15 protein-coding genes are annotated in these 17,242 nt (G+C 70.3%); 10 read left to right on the top strand and 5 right to left on the bottom strand.

The window, feature by feature from the left end; all coding sequences use genetic code 11:
- Positions 1 to 137: 137 nt before the first annotated feature.
- The 7 genes from AC07EJ_RS27960 (at position 138) to AC07EJ_RS27930 (ending at position 7,512) form a co-directional block, all read left to right on the top strand.
- Positions 138 to 1,094: a LysR family transcriptional regulator gene (locus tag AC07EJ_RS27960; protein ID WP_393583890.1), complete on the top strand. Its 957-nt coding sequence runs from the start codon at positions 138 to 140 to the stop codon at positions 1,092 to 1,094.
- The gene (locus AC07EJ_RS27955; RefSeq protein ID WP_393583892.1) at positions 1,091 to 2,194 is read left to right on the top strand and encodes a mandelate racemase/muconate lactonizing enzyme family protein; all 1,104 of its coding nucleotides are present in this window, start codon (positions 1,091 to 1,093) and stop codon (positions 2,192 to 2,194) included. The genes AC07EJ_RS27960 and AC07EJ_RS27955 overlap by 4 nt, the downstream gene beginning before the upstream one ends.
- Positions 2,195 to 2,250: 56 nt before the next feature.
- Entirely contained in the window at positions 2,251 to 3,111 is an 861-nt protein-coding gene (gene catA / locus AC07EJ_RS27950) for a catechol 1,2-dioxygenase (RefSeq protein WP_389479356.1), read from the top strand.
- 71 nt (positions 3,112 to 3,182) lie between these two features.
- A complete protein-coding gene (gene catC, locus AC07EJ_RS27945) occupies positions 3,183 to 3,479 on the top strand; it encodes a muconolactone Delta-isomerase (protein ID WP_478885275.1) in 297 nt (98 codons plus the stop codon).
- Between the two features lie 65 nt (positions 3,480 to 3,544).
- Complete coding sequence (locus AC07EJ_RS27940; RefSeq protein ID WP_478885274.1) at positions 3,545 to 4,402, top strand: alpha/beta fold hydrolase; 858 nt, start codon at positions 3,545 to 3,547, stop codon at positions 4,400 to 4,402.
- 235 nt (positions 4,403 to 4,637) lie between these two features.
- Positions 4,638 to 6,539, top strand: a complete 1,902-nt coding sequence (locus AC07EJ_RS27935; protein WP_478885273.1) for a multicopper oxidase family protein — start codon at positions 4,638 to 4,640, stop codon at positions 6,537 to 6,539.
- A gap of 157 nt (positions 6,540 to 6,696) precedes the next feature.
- Positions 6,697 to 7,512, top strand: coding sequence for a DUF899 domain-containing protein (locus tag AC07EJ_RS27930; protein ID WP_478885272.1), 816 nt, complete (start codon positions 6,697 to 6,699; stop codon positions 7,510 to 7,512).
- Positions 7,513 to 7,551: 39 nt separating this feature from the next.
- Here the strand turns inward: AC07EJ_RS27930 and AC07EJ_RS27925 are convergent, their stop codons facing one another.
- The 3 genes from AC07EJ_RS27925 to AC07EJ_RS27915 all read right to left on the bottom strand — a co-directional run bounded on the left by AC07EJ_RS27925 (position 7,552) and on the right by AC07EJ_RS27915 (position 11,448).
- Positions 7,552 to 8,892, bottom strand: coding sequence for an MFS transporter (locus AC07EJ_RS27925; RefSeq protein WP_478885271.1), 1,341 nt, complete (start codon positions 8,890 to 8,892; stop codon positions 7,552 to 7,554).
- A 39-nt stretch (positions 8,893 to 8,931) separates the two neighbouring features.
- On the bottom strand, positions 8,932 to 10,413 hold the full coding sequence (locus AC07EJ_RS27920) for an NAD-dependent succinate-semialdehyde dehydrogenase (protein ID WP_389479344.1): 1,482 nt from the start codon (positions 10,411 to 10,413) through the stop codon (positions 8,932 to 8,934).
- 261 nt (positions 10,414 to 10,674) lie between these two features.
- Entirely contained in the window at positions 10,675 to 11,448 is a 774-nt protein-coding gene (locus AC07EJ_RS27915) for an IclR family transcriptional regulator (RefSeq protein WP_389479342.1), read from the bottom strand.
- Positions 11,449 to 11,831: 383 nt separating this feature from the next.
- Here AC07EJ_RS27915 and fae point away from each other — a divergent pair, with 383 nt between their 5' ends.
- Positions 11,832 to 12,380 (top strand): formaldehyde-activating enzyme, encoded by a 549-nt coding sequence (gene fae, locus AC07EJ_RS27910; protein WP_478885270.1) that lies wholly within the window; start codon positions 11,832 to 11,834, stop codon positions 12,378 to 12,380.
- A gap of 83 nt (positions 12,381 to 12,463) precedes the next feature.
- Entirely contained in the window at positions 12,464 to 13,525 is a 1,062-nt protein-coding gene (locus AC07EJ_RS27905) for an NAD(P)-dependent oxidoreductase (protein ID WP_478885269.1), read from the top strand.
- 10 nt (positions 13,526 to 13,535) lie between these two features.
- Here AC07EJ_RS27905 and AC07EJ_RS27900 read toward each other — a convergent pair whose 3' ends face one another.
- Both AC07EJ_RS27900 and AC07EJ_RS27895 read right to left on the bottom strand, forming a co-directional pair.
- Complete coding sequence (locus tag AC07EJ_RS27900; RefSeq protein WP_393583906.1) at positions 13,536 to 15,044, bottom strand: carotenoid oxygenase family protein; 1,509 nt, start codon at positions 15,042 to 15,044, stop codon at positions 13,536 to 13,538.
- Positions 15,045 to 15,240: 196 nt separating this feature from the next.
- Positions 15,241 to 16,413 carry a hypothetical protein gene (locus tag AC07EJ_RS27895; RefSeq protein ID WP_389479333.1) on the bottom strand — a complete coding sequence of 391 codons (1,173 nt, stop codon included), beginning with the start codon at positions 16,411 to 16,413 and terminating at the stop codon, positions 15,241 to 15,243.
- 203 nt (positions 16,414 to 16,616) lie between these two features.
- Here AC07EJ_RS27895 and AC07EJ_RS27890 point away from each other — a divergent pair, with 203 nt between their 5' ends.
- Entirely contained in the window at positions 16,617 to 17,144 is a 528-nt protein-coding gene (locus AC07EJ_RS27890) for a hypothetical protein (protein WP_478885268.1), read from the top strand.
- The last annotated feature ends 98 nt before the right edge of the window (positions 17,145 to 17,242 follow it).

Genomic DNA, 17,242 nt, shown 5'->3' with positions numbered 1-17,242 from the left:
GTGCTGCATCGACGAAGGTGCGGACCGTCCAAGCTCCAAGCGCCCCAAGTCGCCGGCGCGGTCAGCGCTGTCTGTGCTTCACGCGCCGTCTGCGCATTTCGCGTTGTCTGCGCGTCCCCTCGTCCGTGGAGGCCCTCATGGAACTGCGCCATCTCCGGTACTTCGCCGCTGTCGCGGAGACTCGGCACTTCGGCCGGGCCGCCGAACGGCTGCGCATGGCTCAGCCGCCGCTCTCCCAGGCGATCCGGCAGCTGGAGGCGGAGCTGGGGGTCGCGCTGTTCCACCGCACCACCCGCCAGGTCGGCCTGACCGGTGCGGGCGAGGTCTTCCACACCGACGTCGTCCGCATCCTGCGCTCCGTCGACGAGGCGGCCGCCCGGGCCAGACGGTTCGCGCAGGGCGCCGAGGGCATCCTGCGCATCGGCCTGACCGGTTCGGCCGGCTACCGGCATCTGCCGGAGCTCGCCCGGACCGTCAAGCGTGAACTGCCCGGGGTGGCCCTGGAGGTGCACACCGAGATGTTCACTCCGGCCCAGGAGGCGGCGCTCTCCGAGTCGCGCCTGGACATCGGGGTGCTGCGGCCGCCGGTGCGGGGCGAGGGCATCACCTGCCGCGACATCGCGCAGGAGCCGCTCGTCCTGGTGCTGCCGGAGGACCACTGGCTCGCCGAGTCACCCGAGGTGCCGCTGGAGCGGCTGCGCGGCGAGGACTTCATCATGTACGCCGCCACGTCCCGCTCCATCGTCAGCGACGCGGTGATCAGCAGCTGCCTGACCGCCGGTTTCCATCCGCACACCGCCCACGAGGTGACGGAGACGTCCACGGCTCTCGCCCTGGTCGCCGCCGGTCTGGGGGTGGCGCTGCTGCCCGACTCGGTGCGGTCGGTCAGCCGGGACGGAGTGGTGTTCCGGCCGGTCCCGGACGCCCAGCGGGTCCGCCTCGCCCTCGCCTGGCGCACGGGCGACACCTCGCCGCTGCTCGCGGCCGTCCTCGCGGCCCTCACGGCGGCCGACGCCTTCCCCACCGGCGACGCTTCCCCGGACGTCACCGCCCCCAACGGGGCCGGTGCACAGAATCACAGAGGAACCACGTGAAGATCACCGCAGTGGAGGCGATCCCCTTCGCCATCCCTTACCGAAAGCCGCTGAAATTCGCCAGCGGCGAGGTGCGCACCGCCGAGCACGTCCTGGTGCGGGTGCACACCGACGCGGGTCTCACCGGCACGGCCGAGGCACCGCCCCGCCCCTTCACCTACGGCGAGACGCAGGCGTCCATCGTCGCCGTGATCCGGCAGATCTTCGAGCCGCAGCTGCTCGGCATGGCGCCCACCCGTCGCGAGGCCGTGCACGCCAAGCTGAACCGTACCGTCGCCAACCCGACGGCGAAGGCCGCGATCGACATGGCCCTGTGGGACATCATCGGCCAGGCCGCCGGCCTTCCTGTCAGCGAACTCCTTGGCGGATACGGCGATTTCATGACCGTGTCCCACATGCTCGGCTTCGCTCCCCCTCCGGCCATGGTCGAAGAGGCGCAGCGCGTACGCGACACCTACGGCATCACGACGTTCAAGGTGAAGGTCGGCCGCCGCCCCTACCTGCTCGACGTCGACGTGTGCCGGGCGCTGCGCGAGGCGTTCGGCGACAGCGTCGACCTGTACGTCGACGGCAACCGCGGCTGGACCGCCTCCGAGTCGGCCCGCGCCCTGCGGGCGATGGACGACCTCGACCTCACCCTGGCCGAGGAACTGTGCCCGGCCGACGACGTGCTCGGCCGGCGATGGCTCGTCGAGCGCTGTCCGATCCCCTTCGTCGCCGACGAGAGCGCCACCCGCCCCGGCGAGGTCACGCGCGAACTCCTCGGCGGCTCGGCCACCGCCATCAGCATCAAGACGGCCCGCACCGGCTTCAGCCACTCCCAGCGCGTGCTGTTCGAGAGCGAGGGCCTCGGCGCCGAGGTGGTGATGGGCAATCAGATCGACGGCCAGATCGGCTCGTTGTGCTCCGTCGCCTTCGGCTCGGCCTTCGAAGCCACCTCGCGCCGCGCGGGCGAGCTCTCCAACTACCTCGACATGAGCGACGACCTGCTCGCTGAACCTCTGGAGATCCGCGACGGGACGCTGCGGGTGCGCGAGGGCGCGGGCCTGGGCATCGAACTCGACCCCGAGAAGCTGACGCGCTACCGCCTGGACGACTGAACTCCCCTGCATCAACTACGAATTGACCTGATCCCCCTTGTGACAGGAGCCGTATCATGACCACGTTCACCGAAGCCGAGCAGGCGCAGGCCACCGCCGCCGCGTCCGGGAACGCCGCCACCGCCGCGTTCGCCCAGAAGGCCCGCTCCGGCGCGGCCGGCAGCCAGGACCGCGTCGACACCCTCGCGTCCGAACTCATCACGTCCGTCCACGACATCATCCGCCGCCACAAGGTCACGTACGCCGAGTACGACGCCCTCAAGGCATGGCTGATCCAGGTCGGCCAGGACGGCGAGTGGCCGCTCTTCCTCGATGTGTGGATCGAGCACGTCGTCGAGGAGGTCGCCAACGAGAACCGCGAGGGCTCCAAGGGCACCATCGAGGGCCCCTACTACGTGCCGGACTCCCCGGAGCTGCCCGCCGAGGCGACCCTGCCCATGCGCCCCGACGAGAAGGGCACGCCGCTCCTGTTCCAGGGCCGGATCACCTCGGTCGACGGCACTCCCCTGCCCGGCGCGACGATCGAGATGTGGCACGCCGACGACGACGGCTTCTACTCCCAGTACGCCCCCGGTCTGCCCGAGTGGAACCTGCGCGGCACAGTCGTCGCCGACGCCCAGGGCCACTTCAAGATCCACACGATCGAACCGGCCCCCTACCAGATCCCCACCGACGGCGCCTGCGGCAGCCTCGTCTCCGCCGCCGGCTGGCACGCCTGGCGCCCGGCCCATCTGCACCTCAAGGTCGCCGCCGAGGGCCACCAACTCATCACCACGCAGCTCTACTTCAAGGGCGGCAACCACGTGGAGGACGACATCGCACAGGCCGTGAAGCCGGAGCTCGTCCTCAGCCCCTCCCCGGCCAGGACCGGCGAGGGCAACGAAGTGACGTACGACTTCGTGCTCGACCCCGCCTGACGGACCCACGCCCCGGGGGCCCCGCCTCCGGGGCGCGTGCCCGCCCCGCCCCGTAACTCAAGGAGCCCGCCGTGCTGTTCGCCGTCAAGATGGACGTCCGCATACCCAACGATCTCGACCCCGACGTCCGAGCGGACACGATCGCCCGCGAGAAGACGTACTCGCAGAAACTCCAGCGCAAGGGTGTCTGGCCGCACATCTGGCGCTGCGTGGGCCAGTATTCCAACCTCAGCGTCTTCGACGTACGGGACAACGACGAGCTGCACGACATCCTGTGGGGCCTTCCCCTCTTCCCGTACATGGAGATCGAGGTCACGCCCCTGGCGCTGCACCCGTCGGACATCGCCGCGAAGGCCGAGGCCGTCTGATGGACGAGATGGTCGCCAAGATTGGTGCTGGGGTTCACCTCCCGGAGCTGGTCCAGGGACCCCGCGTGGCTCGGCCTCATCTCCTGCACCATGTGCTCGACGGTCCACCCAGCGCTCCGCCGCTCATCCTCGGCCCGTCGCTCGGCACGTCCCTGCGCGTGTGGAGTCCGCTGCCGGCCGATCTCGCACGGTCCCACCGCGTCCTGCGCTGGGACCTTCCGGGACACGGGGGTTCGCCCGCGGACCTCCTTCCGCCCGACGGCACGGCGAGCGTCGCCGCACTCGCGGCACATGTGTTGCGGCTCGAGGACGCGCAGGGGTGGGCGTCGTTCGCGTACGCCGGCATCTCGTTGGGCGGGGCGGTCGGGGCCCATCTCGCGATCCACCACCCGGAACGTGTCACCTCGCTCGGACTGGTCTGCTCCTCCGCGTGCTTCGGGCCGCGGGAACCCTGGCAGGCACGTGCCGCCCTTGTGCGCCGCGCGGGCATCGGGCCGGTCCTCGAGACCAGCCCAGGCCGCTGGTTCGCCGATCCGGGAACCGCCGAAACCCCTCTCGGGTGCGCCCTGTTGGGGGACCTGGCCGCAACCGACCCGGTCGGCTACGCGGCGTGCTGCGACGCCCTCGCCGCCTACGACCTGCGGCCCGACCTGGCCCGCATCACCGCTCCCACGCTTGTCGTCGGCGGCTCCCTCGACGTCGCCACCCCCCTCGCTCACGCCCGGGAACTCGCGGACGGGATCGCCGGTGCCACCCTGCAGACATGCGCCGTCGGGCATCTCGCGATCGAGCAGCCCGAGGCTGTCGGCGCGGCGCTGAGAACCCACCTCCGCGCGGCGGACTCCCGGCACGGGCACTTGGGCCCCGGCACGGCCGAGGTATCAGGTTCTGCCGGCATGCCGGAAGACCCGGAGTGGAATTGACGTAGTGGGCACAATGGGTGCAACTGGCTTGCCCAGTAGATGCGTTCAGACTGGTGGTAATCATTCGATCCCGATTCCGATACCTTCCGAATTACTGCCGGGATCGGCTCAATGAGTGCCTTTCCCTGACCGGACCGGCGTGCTGTGGCAACGGCCGGATCCAAGCCTGTATCTCTTCATCGTCACGCGAGGCGACGAAAGGCTGGAGACGATGGTTGGGCGACGGAGATTCCTCATGGCCGGTGCCATGGGCGGTGCGGCCCTGCTTCCACGGGGCACGGGAGGACGGGCGTATGCATCCGACGGTCACGGTCACGGGTCAGCGTCTGCGGACACGTCGATTCCGCACACCCCCAAGCTGAAGAAATTCGTTGACCCGCTGCCCATCCCGAGGACGGCCGTCTCGGATCCGTCCGTCTATCCGGGCGCCGACTTCTACGACATCACGATGCGGCCGGGCAAATGGCAGTTCCACCGGGATCTCGGACCGGCCACGGTGTGGGGCTACTGGGCCGCGAACCCACACAACCCCCGCAAGCCGATCGGCATGGGCTACCTGGGGCCGACCCTCAGCGTGACCAAGGACCACCCGACCGTCGTCAAGTACCGCAACCACCTGCCGACCACCCACCTGTTCCAGTTCGTGATCGACATGATTCGCGAAGGGAACGGCCAGCTCACCCCGACCCCTCCGCCTCCCTACAAGCCCATGCAGCCGTTTCCCGCGAACGTCAACGTGTGGAACGTCGTACACCAGCACGGCGGTTTCACGGCGCCACAGTCCGACGGCATGCCGATGCAGTCGTTCAGCCCGAAGGGCATCCACGCCGAGTCCTACACCACCCTGGACCCGAGTCGGGTCAAGCCCAACGAGGCGATCTGCGCCTATACCAACCACGACCGCTCCTGCATGCTCTGGTATCACGACCACGCCATGGGCATGACCAGCGTCAACGTCTATGCGGGCCTTGCCGGTCTCTACTTCATCCGCGACCCCGCCGACGATCGGCTCGGGCTGCCGCACGGCGAATTCGAGGTCCCCCTCATCCTGCAGGACCGGACCTTCAACCCGGACGGCTCGCTCGCGTACACCATGACCCTGCAGGAAGGCGAGGACACTCCCGTCGTCAACGGGAAGGCATATCCCTTCCTGGCGGTGGAGCAGCGACGCTACCGGCTGCGCATTCTCAACGCTTCGAACGAGCGCTTCTGGCGACTGAGGTTCGACGTCCCCCGGGACGTACTGCCCCAGCCCGTCCTGCCGTTCTGGCTGATCGGCACCGACGGCGGCCTCCGGGCCCCGTTGCCCATGCTGAACTTCCTGATCTCGCCGGCCGAGCGCTACGACCTGATCGTCGACTTCAGCCAGATGCCCGTGGGCACGAAGATCAAGCTGACGAACTACAACGCGCCCGTGCACTTCCCCGACGGCTCCGGACCGGAAATCTCGGAAGTCATGGAGTTCCATGTCACCAAACCGTCGTCTGGTGGCGGAGACAGGTCGACGCCGCCCATGAAGCTCGAACTGCCGACGACCGCACCTATCGAGGTGAAGTCGCACACCCGCCGGCGGGAATGGGTCCTGTACCAGCACGAGCTCTTCGGCACCATGACGTTCAACGCGGTGCCGTTCATGGAGCCGTCCGAGGACTTCATCAAGGCGGGCTCGACCGAGATCTGGGAGTACATCAACCCCAATCACGACGCCCACCCGATGCATGTCCACCTCGTCAACTTCCAGGTGTTGAACAGGCAGCCGATCGACGCGGCCGGCTACCAGGATCAATACGAGAAGTGGATTTCCGGTGGCCGCAAACCGGAGGACAGGCCGGTGTTGGCAAACTACCTCACCGGTCCGCCGATTCCGCCGGACCCGGACGAGATGCTGTCCCGCAAGGACACGGTCAAGTCCTATCCGGAGACGGTGACCAGAATCGTCATCAATGAATTCGATCCGCCGACGGAAAGGATCGCGGGGCTACCGGGAAGCGGCACCGAGTTGCCGGCCACGTATGTCCACCACTGCCACATCCTCGAGCACGAGGACGACGACCTGATGCGCCCGTGGACGATCGTCCACCCCGACGACCACAGCGGTGGCGGCGACAACAGCGGCAACCACGGCTACGGCGACTGACGGAACCGATCGACCGCGTGTGCCGGTCCGCGCCCCAGGGGCCCGGACCGGCACCGACGCCGATGAGTTCCGGCCGGGTCACAAGTCTGTTCTGGTGACCGCCCTGGCACGGGGCGCCGTACGACGCTGCCCGGCACGAGACACCACGGAGGACTCCATGACGACCTCGCCCAGCGACCCGGCCAGCACGCTGCCCGGCCGGCCGGCCGTCGTCGACCTGGCCACCTGGCAGGCCGCACGTGACGAGCTTCTGGTCCGCGAGAAGGCGCACACCCGCGAGGGCGACGCCATCGCCGCGGCCCGTCGCCGGCTGCCGATGGTGGAGCTCGACGGGACGGTCGAGGTCGTCGGACCCGACGGCCCGGTCCCGTTCCTGGACCTGTTCCAGGGCCGCGACGAGCTCGTGGTGTACAAGCACATGTGGTACGACGGCGCGCCGCCCCAGGGGCAGTGCGAGGGCTGCACCACCACGGCCTGGCACATGAAGGATGCCATCTACCTCAACGCACGCGGCGTCTCGTTCGCCATCTTGACCACGGGCCCGTGGGACGAGGTGGCCTCCTTCGTCGAGTTCATGGGCTACACCCAGCCCTGGTACTCGGTGCGCGATGTGGAGGAGCCGGTCGGCGGAGAGATGGGATACCTCACGTGCTTCGTGCGCGACGGCGACCGCGTCTTCCTCACCTACTCCACGACCGGCCGTGGCAACGAGCCGATCAACGGGTCCCTCGGCCTGCTCGACATGACGCCCTACGGCCGCCGCGAGGGGTGGGAGGACAACCCCGAGGGCTGGCCCGAGGCCGCTGAGGCCGGCTCGCCGGTGGGCGGGCACGGCTCGCCGATCTGCTGGTACTGGCGCACGGACGCCGACGGCGTCGCCACCTGGGGCCCGACCGGCCGCCCCGTACCGCAGTGGACCCGCCCCGGCGCGACACCCATGGACACCCTCGGCCGGCACGGCGACCACCACTGATCGCAGAGTCCTGGATCCTCCATGAGCGCTCAGAGCCTGTCAGCGCGCCGCGCGGGCCGTGTGGGCGAGGTCCATGTCCGTGGTCTCCGGGGCCAGGAAGTGGGAGACCAGGCCGCCGAGCGCGAGTACGGCCGCGCCGACCAGCAGGACGAATCGCGGGCCCACGTGTTCCAGCCCCATCGGCAGCAGGAACGTACCGATCGCGGCGCCCACCCGGCTGATGGCCGCGGCGAATCCGACACCAGTGGTGCGCAGCGCGGTGGGAAAGACCTCCAGCGGGTACACCGCCGTCAGCGCGCTGGACGCCGCGTTGAGGAAGATGAAGAACAGGAAGCCGCCCACCACGACGGGCGTGACGTGCGGCCACACCGCCACGAGGGCGAGACAGACCGCGGTGATCCAGAACGGGGGGATCAGGAGCTTACGGCGGCCGATGCGCTCGACCACGAGGCAGCCGAGCGTCACACCCGCGACCGCGGTGAACGCGTAGACGAGGAGTGCGGCGACCGCGTTGTCGCCCATGTTCAGAGCCTCGAACACCTCGCTCCAGAAGGCGCCGATCGCGAAGTACGGCAAGACCAGCGCCGCCCAGAACGTGCCGGCGAAGACGGTCGCGCGCAGGTGCTTGCGGCTGAACAGGGCCCGGAATCCCGCCTGTTCACCGCTGTCGGCGAGTTCGGCGTCCGCGTCGAGCTCGATGCCGTACCGCTCGATGAGGGTCTGGGCCTCCTCGGTGCGGCCCTTGCTGAGGAGCCAGCGCGCCGACTCCGGCACGCCCCCGCGCAGTGCCAGACAGACGACGGCGACGACCGCGCCGCTGGACAGGGACCAGCGCCAGCCGCCGTCCAGCTCGGCGAGCAGGGCGCCGACCACGGTCGCCAGGGCGTATCCCACGTACCAGCTGATCTCCAGGCTGCCGAGCAGTCGGCCGCGGCCCTTGCTGGGGGCGTACTCGGACAGCAGGGGCGCGCCCACCGCGTACTCGCCGCCGATCGCCAGACCCATCACCAGGCGGATCAGGAAGAGTTGGGTGCCGTCCGCCACGAAGAACTGAGCCACCGAGCTGATCAGGAAGATCAGCATGTCGACCATGAAGACGGGGCGGCGCCCGAACCGGTCGGCGAGCCGGCCGAAGACCGGTCCGCCGAAGAAGATGCCGATCAGCGGGGAGGCTCCGACCAGGCCCTGGGCGACCGTGCCCAGGTGCAGGTCGGCCGTGAGCGCGGTCATCGCCATGCCGATGCCGCCGATGACGTAGCCGTCGAGGCCCTGGCCCAACTGGGTCGCGGTCTTCAGGCGGAAGTGCAGCCGGGCCCGGTCGCGGGGGCTGCCCGCCGTGGGCGCGCCGTGGGGGCGTTGGGAGACAGGCGTCATTGCCATGGGGACTCCGTAGGTCGTGGGGCGGGACGGGGTCGGGCTCTAGAGGGTGGGCCAGTCCAGGGCTACGTACTTGGTCTCCAGGAACGCCTCGATTCCCTCGCGGCCTCCCTCCCGGCCGATGCCGGACTGCTTGACGCCGCCGAAGGGGGCGGCCGGGTCGGAGATCAGGCCGCGGTTGAGGCCGACCATCCCGGCCTCCAGGCGCTCGGCGATCCGCAGGCCGCGGGCCAGGTCGCGGGTGTAGACGTACGAGGCGAGGCCGTACCCGGTGTCGTTGGCGGCGGCGAGCATCTCCTCCTCGTCGGTGAACGTGACGATGGGGGCGACCGGGCCGAAGACCTCGGTGTGCAGAATCTCGGCGTCGGCGGGAACGTCGGTGAGGACGGTGGCCGGGTGGTACCAGCCGCCGTCGGCGGGGACCTCGCCCTGCGCGGCGATCCGTGCGCCGCGGCGCACGGCGTCCGTGACGAGGCCGGTGATCCGTTCCACGGCCGTCGGGTTGATCATCGGGCCGAGGGTGACGCCCTCGGCGAGGCCGGGGCCGGCCTTGACCGCACGCATCGCGGAGCCGAACTTCTCGGTGAACTCCGCGGCGACGTCGGCGTGCACGTAGAAGCGGTTGGCGGCGATGCAGACCTCTCCGCCGCCGCGCATCTTGGCGTCCATCGCCCCGCGTACGGCGGCGTCGACGTCCGCGTCGGCCAGAACCACGAACGGGGCATTGCCACCGAGTTCCATCGTCATGTTGACGACGTGGTCTGCGCACTGGCGGAGCAGGACGCGGCCGGTGGCGGTGGAGCCGGTGAAGGAGAACTTGCGCACGCGCTCGTCGTCCAGCCAGGCGGAGACCGTCTCGGGGGCGCGGTCGGTCGGCAGGACGTTGAGCAGCCCGTCGGGCAGTCCGGCCTCGGCGAGCAGCGCGGCAACGGCCAGCGCGGTCAGCGGCGTCTCGGGCGCCGGCTTGAGCAGTACGGGGCAGCCGGCAGCGAGGGCCGGGGCTATCTTGCGGGTGGCCATGGCGGCGGGGAAGTTCCACGGGGTGACGAACGCGGTGACGCCCGCCGGCTGCTTGATGACCACGTGCCGGAAGCCGCCGGCCGGTGCCTCGCCGAAGGCCGAGCCGACGCGCACGGCCTCTTCGGCGAACCAGCGGAAGAACTCGGCGGCATAGCCGACCTCCGCCTTGGCGTCGCGGTACGCCTTGCCGTTCTCCAGGGTGATGAGCCGGGCGAGGGCGTCGCTGTGCTCGTGCATCAGACGGAATGCGCCGGTGAGGATCTCGGAGCGGCGGCGGGGCGGGGTGCGCCGCCACCCGTCGGCCGCGGCCGACGCCGCGTCGAGGGCGGCAGCCGCGTCGGCGGCCGAGGCGGCGCCGACCTCGCGGACGACCTCGCCGGTGGCCGGGTCGTACACCGGGTACGTCCGGCCGTCGGACGCGGCGCGCCACTGCCCGCCGATCCACAAGTCCCCTTCTCCATAAGGCGACTTGATGATGCTTTCGATGGCGGTGTCGGTGTCCATGGACTGCTCCTTGCACCGGTCGCGGGCGCTCAGGGCGCACGGAACCGGCAGGTGGAAGAAAGTGTTGCCAAGCGGACCGGCACTGAAAGGGCGTGCCGAACGGCAGGCCCGGTGCGGGGCGGGGACGTCTCTGGGGTCTCTGTCCGTCGCGCTGGGGCCGGGATGCGAGGAATTTACGGGCCGCTGACCGCCGGGAACAAGACGTCCGCGGCGATCGGGACGCGAGTTGCGCTCAGCGCAACCGCTCCCTCGTGCTGCCGCTCACTGCCGGGGCTCCCAGCCGAGCTGGGCCGACACCTTGGCCGCGGCGGCCGAGGCGGCCCGTCCCGCGTGGTCGAGGCGCGCCGCGAATCGCTCGGTGGGCGCGGTGACGTTGAGCGCGGCCACGACCCGGCCGCGGAAGTCGCGCACCGCCGCCGAGACGCCGACCAGGCCGGCCTCGAACTCCTCGACCTCCCGGGCGAATCCCTCCGCCTCGGCCCGCCGGATGCGGGACCAGAGGTCGGGCACCGACACCTCTTCGGTGGCTCCGAAGCGCACATACAGCTCGTCGGGGCTCGCGCCCTCCAGGAGCACCGGCCCCGCGGAGGTGATCCAGGCGGGGCAGCCACGGCCCTCCCATTCGCGCAGCCGGTAGGAGTGCCCGGACACCGAAAGCAGGGTGCGCACCTCCCTATCGTGCAGCACGCACAGGTGCGTGGTCTCCTCCAGGTCCGCGGCCAGCCGGTGCATGACCGGCCCCGCCACCCGTACGACCCGGCTCTCCGAGGTCCGCGCGACCAGTGAGAACAGCCGCCAGCCCAGCCGGTACTCCAGGCTGTCGGGGTCCCGCTCGACGATGCCCTCGTCGGCGAGCGCCTTCAGCGCCCGGGACACCTGACTCTTGTCGCGCCCCACCAGCTGGGCTATGCGTACGACGCCGAGGCCACCGGTGCGGTGGGCCTCCGGCGAGCCGAGGGCTTCGAGGAGGTCGACGTCGCGGCGCAGGCCATGGCCCTGGCTGCGGACGGACCGGGGGACGTTCGCTTCGTTCACGCCCGCATCGTAAGGGCGTCGGCAGGCCGGGGAAGTGCCTGGTCAGAGTATGGTCACATCCGCAGTCGAGCGGACGTCACGCGGCGATCGAGCTGGGGATCACGCTGGGGTTGCCCCGGCGGTTGCGCTGAGGGTTGGGTGAGGGTTGCGCGCATCGCAACCCCGGTTTCGATTTCCGGTGCGGGCTTGCACGCCGGTCGCGCGGCGACCTAGTTTCACCGAGCAGCCAACCAGCAGCGGATACGTCCCGCCGGTGCGGCTACTTCTCGTGCCGCACGTCGGTACATCCCTCAACTCGTCCGGCGTGCCCGCCTGTTGGGCCCTTCACGCCCCTTGCCTGATTCCGCCCTGTCCCGCCCTGATCCTCGTACGGGAGCACCCTCATGTCCTTCGCCTCCACCTCTCTCATCGGTGAAGCCTTCGTCGGCGACGGCGTCAACGCCGCGCACACCAACATCGTCCTCGGCCACAAGGGCGGTCCGGTGGAGACCGCGTGGGCCACCGCCCTGGCCACGCCGAGCGCGGGCCACGTGCCGTTCATGACGGTCGTGCGCCCCTCGATGCCGGTGAAGCCACTGACTTTGTTCGTCAACAAGGCGGCCGCCGACGGGGAGTTGCACGAGCGCGCCACCTGGGGCTCGGCCCAGGCGGGCCTCGCACAGGGGGTCGCCGACGCCGTGCTCGACGGGACCGTCCCGGCCGGCGAGGCGGACGACGTGCTGATCATCGCCGCTATCTGGGTCAACCCGGGCATCGACGACCTGGACGAGTCCTTCCGCAACCAGCGGGTCGCCGCGCACCGGGCTCTGCGCGCCGCCGTCGAAGGCCTGCCGACTGCCGGGGACGTGCTCGACGCGGCGAAGGCCGGTGTCACCAACCCCTTCTACACGCCGTCGGCGCAGCAGCTCGCGGACTCGGAGCCGAAGGCCTGAGCATCCGGCCAACTCCCCACCCCCACACCAAAGTTACGGCACTCCCCTTACACCCTCGTACGCCGCTGCAGTAAGGAAAGATCATGAGGATCGGATTCATCGGTCTGGGCAACATGGGCGGCCACATGGCCCGTCATCTCATCCAGGCGGGGCACCAGGTGACGGTGCACGACACCCGCCCCGAGGCCGCCGCCGAACACGTGGCGCTCGGTGCCGCGTGGGCGGAGACCGCCGCTCTGTGCGCGAGCGACGCCGAGGTGCTGGTGACGATGCTGCCCAACCCGCGCATCGTCGAGGACGTACTGCTGCGCGGCGCGGTCGCCGAGGCACTGCCCGCCGGATCCCTGTGGATCGACATGTCGACGTCCACGCCGGCCGCCGCTGACCGGGTCGCCGCCGAGGTCCTCGACCGCCGCGGCGTGCGCCGTCTCGACGCTCCGGTGAGCGGTATGGCGCACGGCGCCAAGGCCGGGAAGCTGCAGATCTTCGCCGGCGGCTCCGACGCGGACTTCGCGGCGGCGCTTCCCGTGCTGGAGGTGATGGGCGACCCGGACCGCATCCTCCACGTCGGTCCGCTGGGCGCCGGTTACACGGTCAAGCTCATGATCAACCTGCTCTGGTTCACCCACCTCACCGCGTCCGCCGAGGTCCTGGCCATGGGCGTGAAGGCGGGCGTCGGCCTGGACACCCTGCGCAACGCGCTCCTGGCCAGCCCGGCGGCCTCGAACTTCCTCGAGAACGACATCATGTCCATCCTGACCCACGGGGACTACGACGACTCGTTCGCCATGGCACTCGCGTGCAAGGACCTCGGACTCGCAGTGGACCTCGGCCGCGACATCGGCGTCTCCACCGAACTGTCGGCCCTGGTGGAACAGATCTACCGCCGCTCCAAGGCCCAGCACGGCGACCTGGCGGGCGAGATGAGCCCGGTGTGCGCCTCTACGAGACCCTGGCCGGCCAGGAATTCCGGCTCCCGGCGACACAGGCACGGGAGGCGGGCACACCGGCGTCCGTGTGACCTGAGGAGCGGGGCGGCAAGAGGTAGAGCTTGGGCCCGGTGCGTGCCGGCCATGTCACCGGGCCCGAGCACCCTCTCGCCGATGCGCTTCTGGCCGGACTGCGTTCCAGCCGGTCCGCCTTGAGGGGCCTGCCCTACGCGTCCGGCACCCAGCTCCCGTGGAAGCCGAGTGGTACCCGGCCCGGAAGGTGGATGCGGGCCAGCGGGCGGGCGGTGAAGTCCTGGGCGGAGAGGATCACCAGGTCGCTCGCGCCGCGGTCGGGGTTGTGCACGTAGGACAGGAGGTATCCGTCGTCCTCGTCCCGCGCCCCGCGGCGTGGTACGAACACCGGCTCCCCTGCCGCCGCGCCGTCCGGGAATCGGTGCACCTGCCGGCTCCCGCGCAGCATGTCGTGCTTGACGAGGCAGTTGGTGAACTTGTCGTCCGGCGGCACGCCGTCGACCGTCTCGTAGGCGCGCCACATCGCCGCGGCGCTCGCCGCGTACGCGAAGCGGTGTCGCCGCGACACCAGGGACTCGTTGACGCGGGGGAACTCCTGCGGCAGGTCGTCGAGCCGGGTGCTGGTCACGCGGCCCGCGCGCAGGTCGATCGTCCAGCGGTCGAGTACGGGGGTGCCGGTCGTGGAGGGCCCGCCGTTGCCCCGGCCCGCGGCATAGAACGGCGCGGGCATGGTGGTGAGTTCCATGACGACGGTGTCACCCTGGTCGTAGGCGTTGAGCGTGTGCGAGTAGTACACCGGATCGATCTCGAACCAGCGGGTGGCGCCGCCGGTCCGCGGCATGACCCCTACCCGCATCGGGTGCTTCGCGTTCCAGACATAGGGCACGAGCGCGCCGGCCTCGGCGGCTGCCATGTCGAAGGTGATCGGTACGTCGACGATCACCACGTACTTCCCGGTCAGCGCGAAGTCGTGCATCATCGGCGCGTCCGCGACCGGGATCCTGGTGGTCCGTGCCACCCGGCCGGTCCCGTCGATGACGAGGTGCCGCACGTGGTCCCAGGTCGGGTAGTACGTCACGGCGTGCAGTTCGTCCGCCACTGCGTCGTACTTGGTGTGCGCGGTGAACGCACCCTCCAGCGTGGAGCGGAAGTCGTAGGGCCGCACCGTGTTCAGCTCACCGTCGAGTTCGTACGGCAGCGGCCCGCTCTCCTGGAGGGCAAGGATGCGCCCCTTGTACGGGATGACGTGTGTGTTGCAGGCGAAGTCGTCCGGCGGCACCTGGCCCGGGTACGGCTCGCCCAGTTTCCGTGCCACCAGTGAGGAGCGCACCCACCGGTTGCGGTACCACTCGGCGCGCCCGCCGCGCAGCCTCACCCCGTGCACCATGCCGTCCCCGAGCATCCAGTGGTGCGCCCGTGGGTCCTCGACACCCAAGGCGTTGGGGCCGGTACGCAGGTAGCGGCCGTCCAGGTCACGCGGCACCCGGCCGGACACTTCGAGGCCGAACGCGGTGAGCTCCTCGGTGACCGGTGCGAACGCACCCTCCAGGAACGGAGTCGTCTCCCCTCCCCCTGTCCCCGTGGCGCGGGTCGCGGCCTGCGCCTCGGTGGCGTACGGGCCGGGGCCGTAGCCTCGGACGACGCTGCCGGCGGCGGCGATTGCCGCTCCCTGGAGGATCCTTCGGCGTGTGTGACTGCTCATCGCTCTTCCCCGTCCTTGGCCGGTGCCCGGCGGCTCTTCGCCGGTGCTGGGAAAAGCCTGCCGCGCGGCCGACGGCCGGTCAGGTGGCCTGAGACCCGGGTGGGGGTGGTGCCGGCAACACCCCCACCAAGGTTCCTGACGAGACATCACTGCCGGGGTGGCCATGACATCGCCGCGTGGCGTACAGCGCGTTGTCTCAGCCGGGAACCTCAGCCGTGTCACGGCCGACCGGAACGTCACCCGTGTCGCGGCCCCCGGCCAGCCGCAGCGTCGCGACGGCTGCCAGCCCCGCCGCGATGCCGAAGGTGAGTGCGGCCGGGACGCCGGTGCCGAGAGCGGAGAACCGGTGCACAGGCCCGTACACGCCGGCCGTCTCGTCGATCGCCATGTGCAGCACCTGGCTCGCCAGCAGTGCCAGCACGGTTGCGCAGACCCCGCCCACCGCCATCGCCGGCACCGTGGTCCGTGTGAGCAGGCCGGGCAGCAGCCGCAGTGCCCACCACACAACGACCAGCATGAGCACGTCGACGGATCGGTACAGCAGCCAGTCCCCTAGCCCTGTGCCCCCGGGGCCCGTCCAGCCACCGAGCAGCAGCCACTGGCGCAGCAGGTCACCGGGCTCGGACAGCATTCCCGCGCCGCCGAACGAGGTCTGGATCCAGGCCGCCACCGATTGGTACGACAGGACCACCAGCGACAACGCGACCACCACGGTCCCGGCGCTCGCGGCCAGGCGGGCTGCGCGCGGCGGCACGCTTCGCCGGGGCAGCGGATCCTCACCCTTGGCGGTGACACGAGCCACGAGCACGGTGAGCACGGCGGTCAACAGCCCTGCGAACACTACGATCGGACCGCTCGACGCGATCGCACTCGACAGAGCCGGCAGGACCCGGTAGCTGCCGTGTCCCCTGGATGCGAGGAGCCACGGCGCGGAGACCGTCACGGCCAGCGTTCCGGCCACCGGGGCCCAGGCCCACAGTGCGAGCAGGGTGGCCGGTGTACGGCCCTGCGTCGGCGGAATCCTGCGGACCAGGAGCAAGGACCCGGCGAGGAAGATCACGAAGACCGCCACGAATCTGATCTGCATCGCGGTGCTGTACAGATCGGCGTAGCTGGTGGTTGCGCTCAAGCCCCCGCTTCCGCTCAACCCCGTGTTCGTGTCCACGGGTCCGCCGGACATCAGCTCCGCCGGGGGGTTGTACGACCAGGGTCCGAGCCAGCGTTGGAGTTCGCTCACCGACTGGGGGTCGAACACGCTCGTGGTGCCGCGCAGTTGCAGTGCCTGCGTGCTCGCCCCCGCCCACCACAGCAACAGCGTGATGATCACGCCTCCGACCAGTGCCGGTATCACCGCGCGCCGATATGTCATGTGTCGTCCCCCACCTTGGCCCTACAGCCGTACGTGCTGCGATCAGCGGAAGAATAAGGGGTGGTGGTGTCTTCTAGGACCGCGTAGGAAAGGTGCACCTCCGGGTCGGGAACTTGCCGTCCCCGTTGCACGTTGCGGTGGACGACCTGATCGTTTGACGAATGACACGACGGCCGCGCCGTCGTCGGGGGAAGTGAGCAACCATGGCCATGGTGGGGCTGTTCTGGATCACCGGAGGCGACGTGTACGTGGGCGCGAAGCCGTCCGGTCTGGCTCCTGGGGTGCGCCTGACCCCCGAGGGCGTGGTGGGCCTCGGGGATCGGCAGTCGACCCTCTGCCTGTGGGCGGACGTGACGGCCCTGACGGTGGCGGACGTCCCCGTGAAGTCCCTGATGCGGCAGGTCGGCGTGGTCAAGGACCTGGCCCTGAGCGCGGTGACGGAGCTGGCCCTGCCCGTGAGCTCCGGCCGGGTGGACGAGGCCCCGCCGTTGATGACCGTGCGTGTCGAATCATCCGGCGGCCACCACGAGTTGGCGGCCCACGTCGCGGCGGCCGTCGGCTACCCCCAGACCGAGGTCGACCTCTCCCACGCCCTCCTGTCCCGCTTCACGGAGGGCGCCGCGACGATGGAGACGACGCTGGCGGCGATGTCGGAGTGGGGCCGTGCGTGGGAAGGCGGATCGCCTCGGAGCTCGCAGCGGGAGCAGCTGTTGCGGGAGTGGGCGGCCTAGGGTCTTTCGTTTGGATCAGGCCGGGTCAGGGAGCGGGGGCATGGGGGTGCCCCCTGCTCGAGCGCAGTCGAGAGCTTGGGGGAGCGTGCATCGCAAGG

It is taken from the genome of Streptomyces sp. NPDC045026, from assembly GCF_056432625.1.
This window is presented reverse-complemented; position numbering and strand designations above follow the sequence as displayed.

Bases quoted from the DNA above. Each gene is read 5' to 3' on its own strand.
- AC07EJ_RS27960 (WP_393583890.1), top strand. From the start codon at position 138: ATGGAACTGCGCCATCTCCGGTACTTCGCCGCTGTCGCGGAGACTCGG.
- catA (WP_389479356.1), top strand. From the start codon at position 2,251: ATGACCACGTTCACCGAAGCCGAGCAGGCGCAGGCCACCGCCGCCGCG.
- AC07EJ_RS27935 (WP_478885273.1), top strand. From the start codon at position 4,638: ATGGCCGGTGCCATGGGCGGTGCGGCCCTGCTTCCACGGGGCACGGGA.
- AC07EJ_RS27930 (WP_478885272.1), top strand. From the start codon at position 6,697: ATGACGACCTCGCCCAGCGACCCGGCCAGCACGCTGCCCGGCCGGCCG.
- AC07EJ_RS27925 (WP_478885271.1), bottom strand. From the start codon at position 8,892: ATGGCAATGACGCCTGTCTCCCAACGCCCCCACGGCGCGCCCACGGCG.
- AC07EJ_RS27920 (WP_389479344.1), bottom strand. From the start codon at position 10,413: ATGGACACCGACACCGCCATCGAAAGCATCATCAAGTCGCCTTATGGA.
- fae (WP_478885270.1), top strand. From the start codon at position 11,832: ATGTCCTTCGCCTCCACCTCTCTCATCGGTGAAGCCTTCGTCGGCGAC.
- AC07EJ_RS27905 (WP_478885269.1), top strand. From the start codon at position 12,464: ATGAGGATCGGATTCATCGGTCTGGGCAACATGGGCGGCCACATGGCC.
- AC07EJ_RS27900 (WP_393583906.1), bottom strand. From the start codon at position 15,044: ATGAGCAGTCACACACGCCGAAGGATCCTCCAGGGAGCGGCAATCGCC.
- AC07EJ_RS27895 (WP_389479333.1), bottom strand. From the start codon at position 16,413: ATGACATATCGGCGCGCGGTGATACCGGCACTGGTCGGAGGCGTGATC.
- AC07EJ_RS27890 (WP_478885268.1), top strand. From the start codon at position 16,617: ATGGCCATGGTGGGGCTGTTCTGGATCACCGGAGGCGACGTGTACGTG.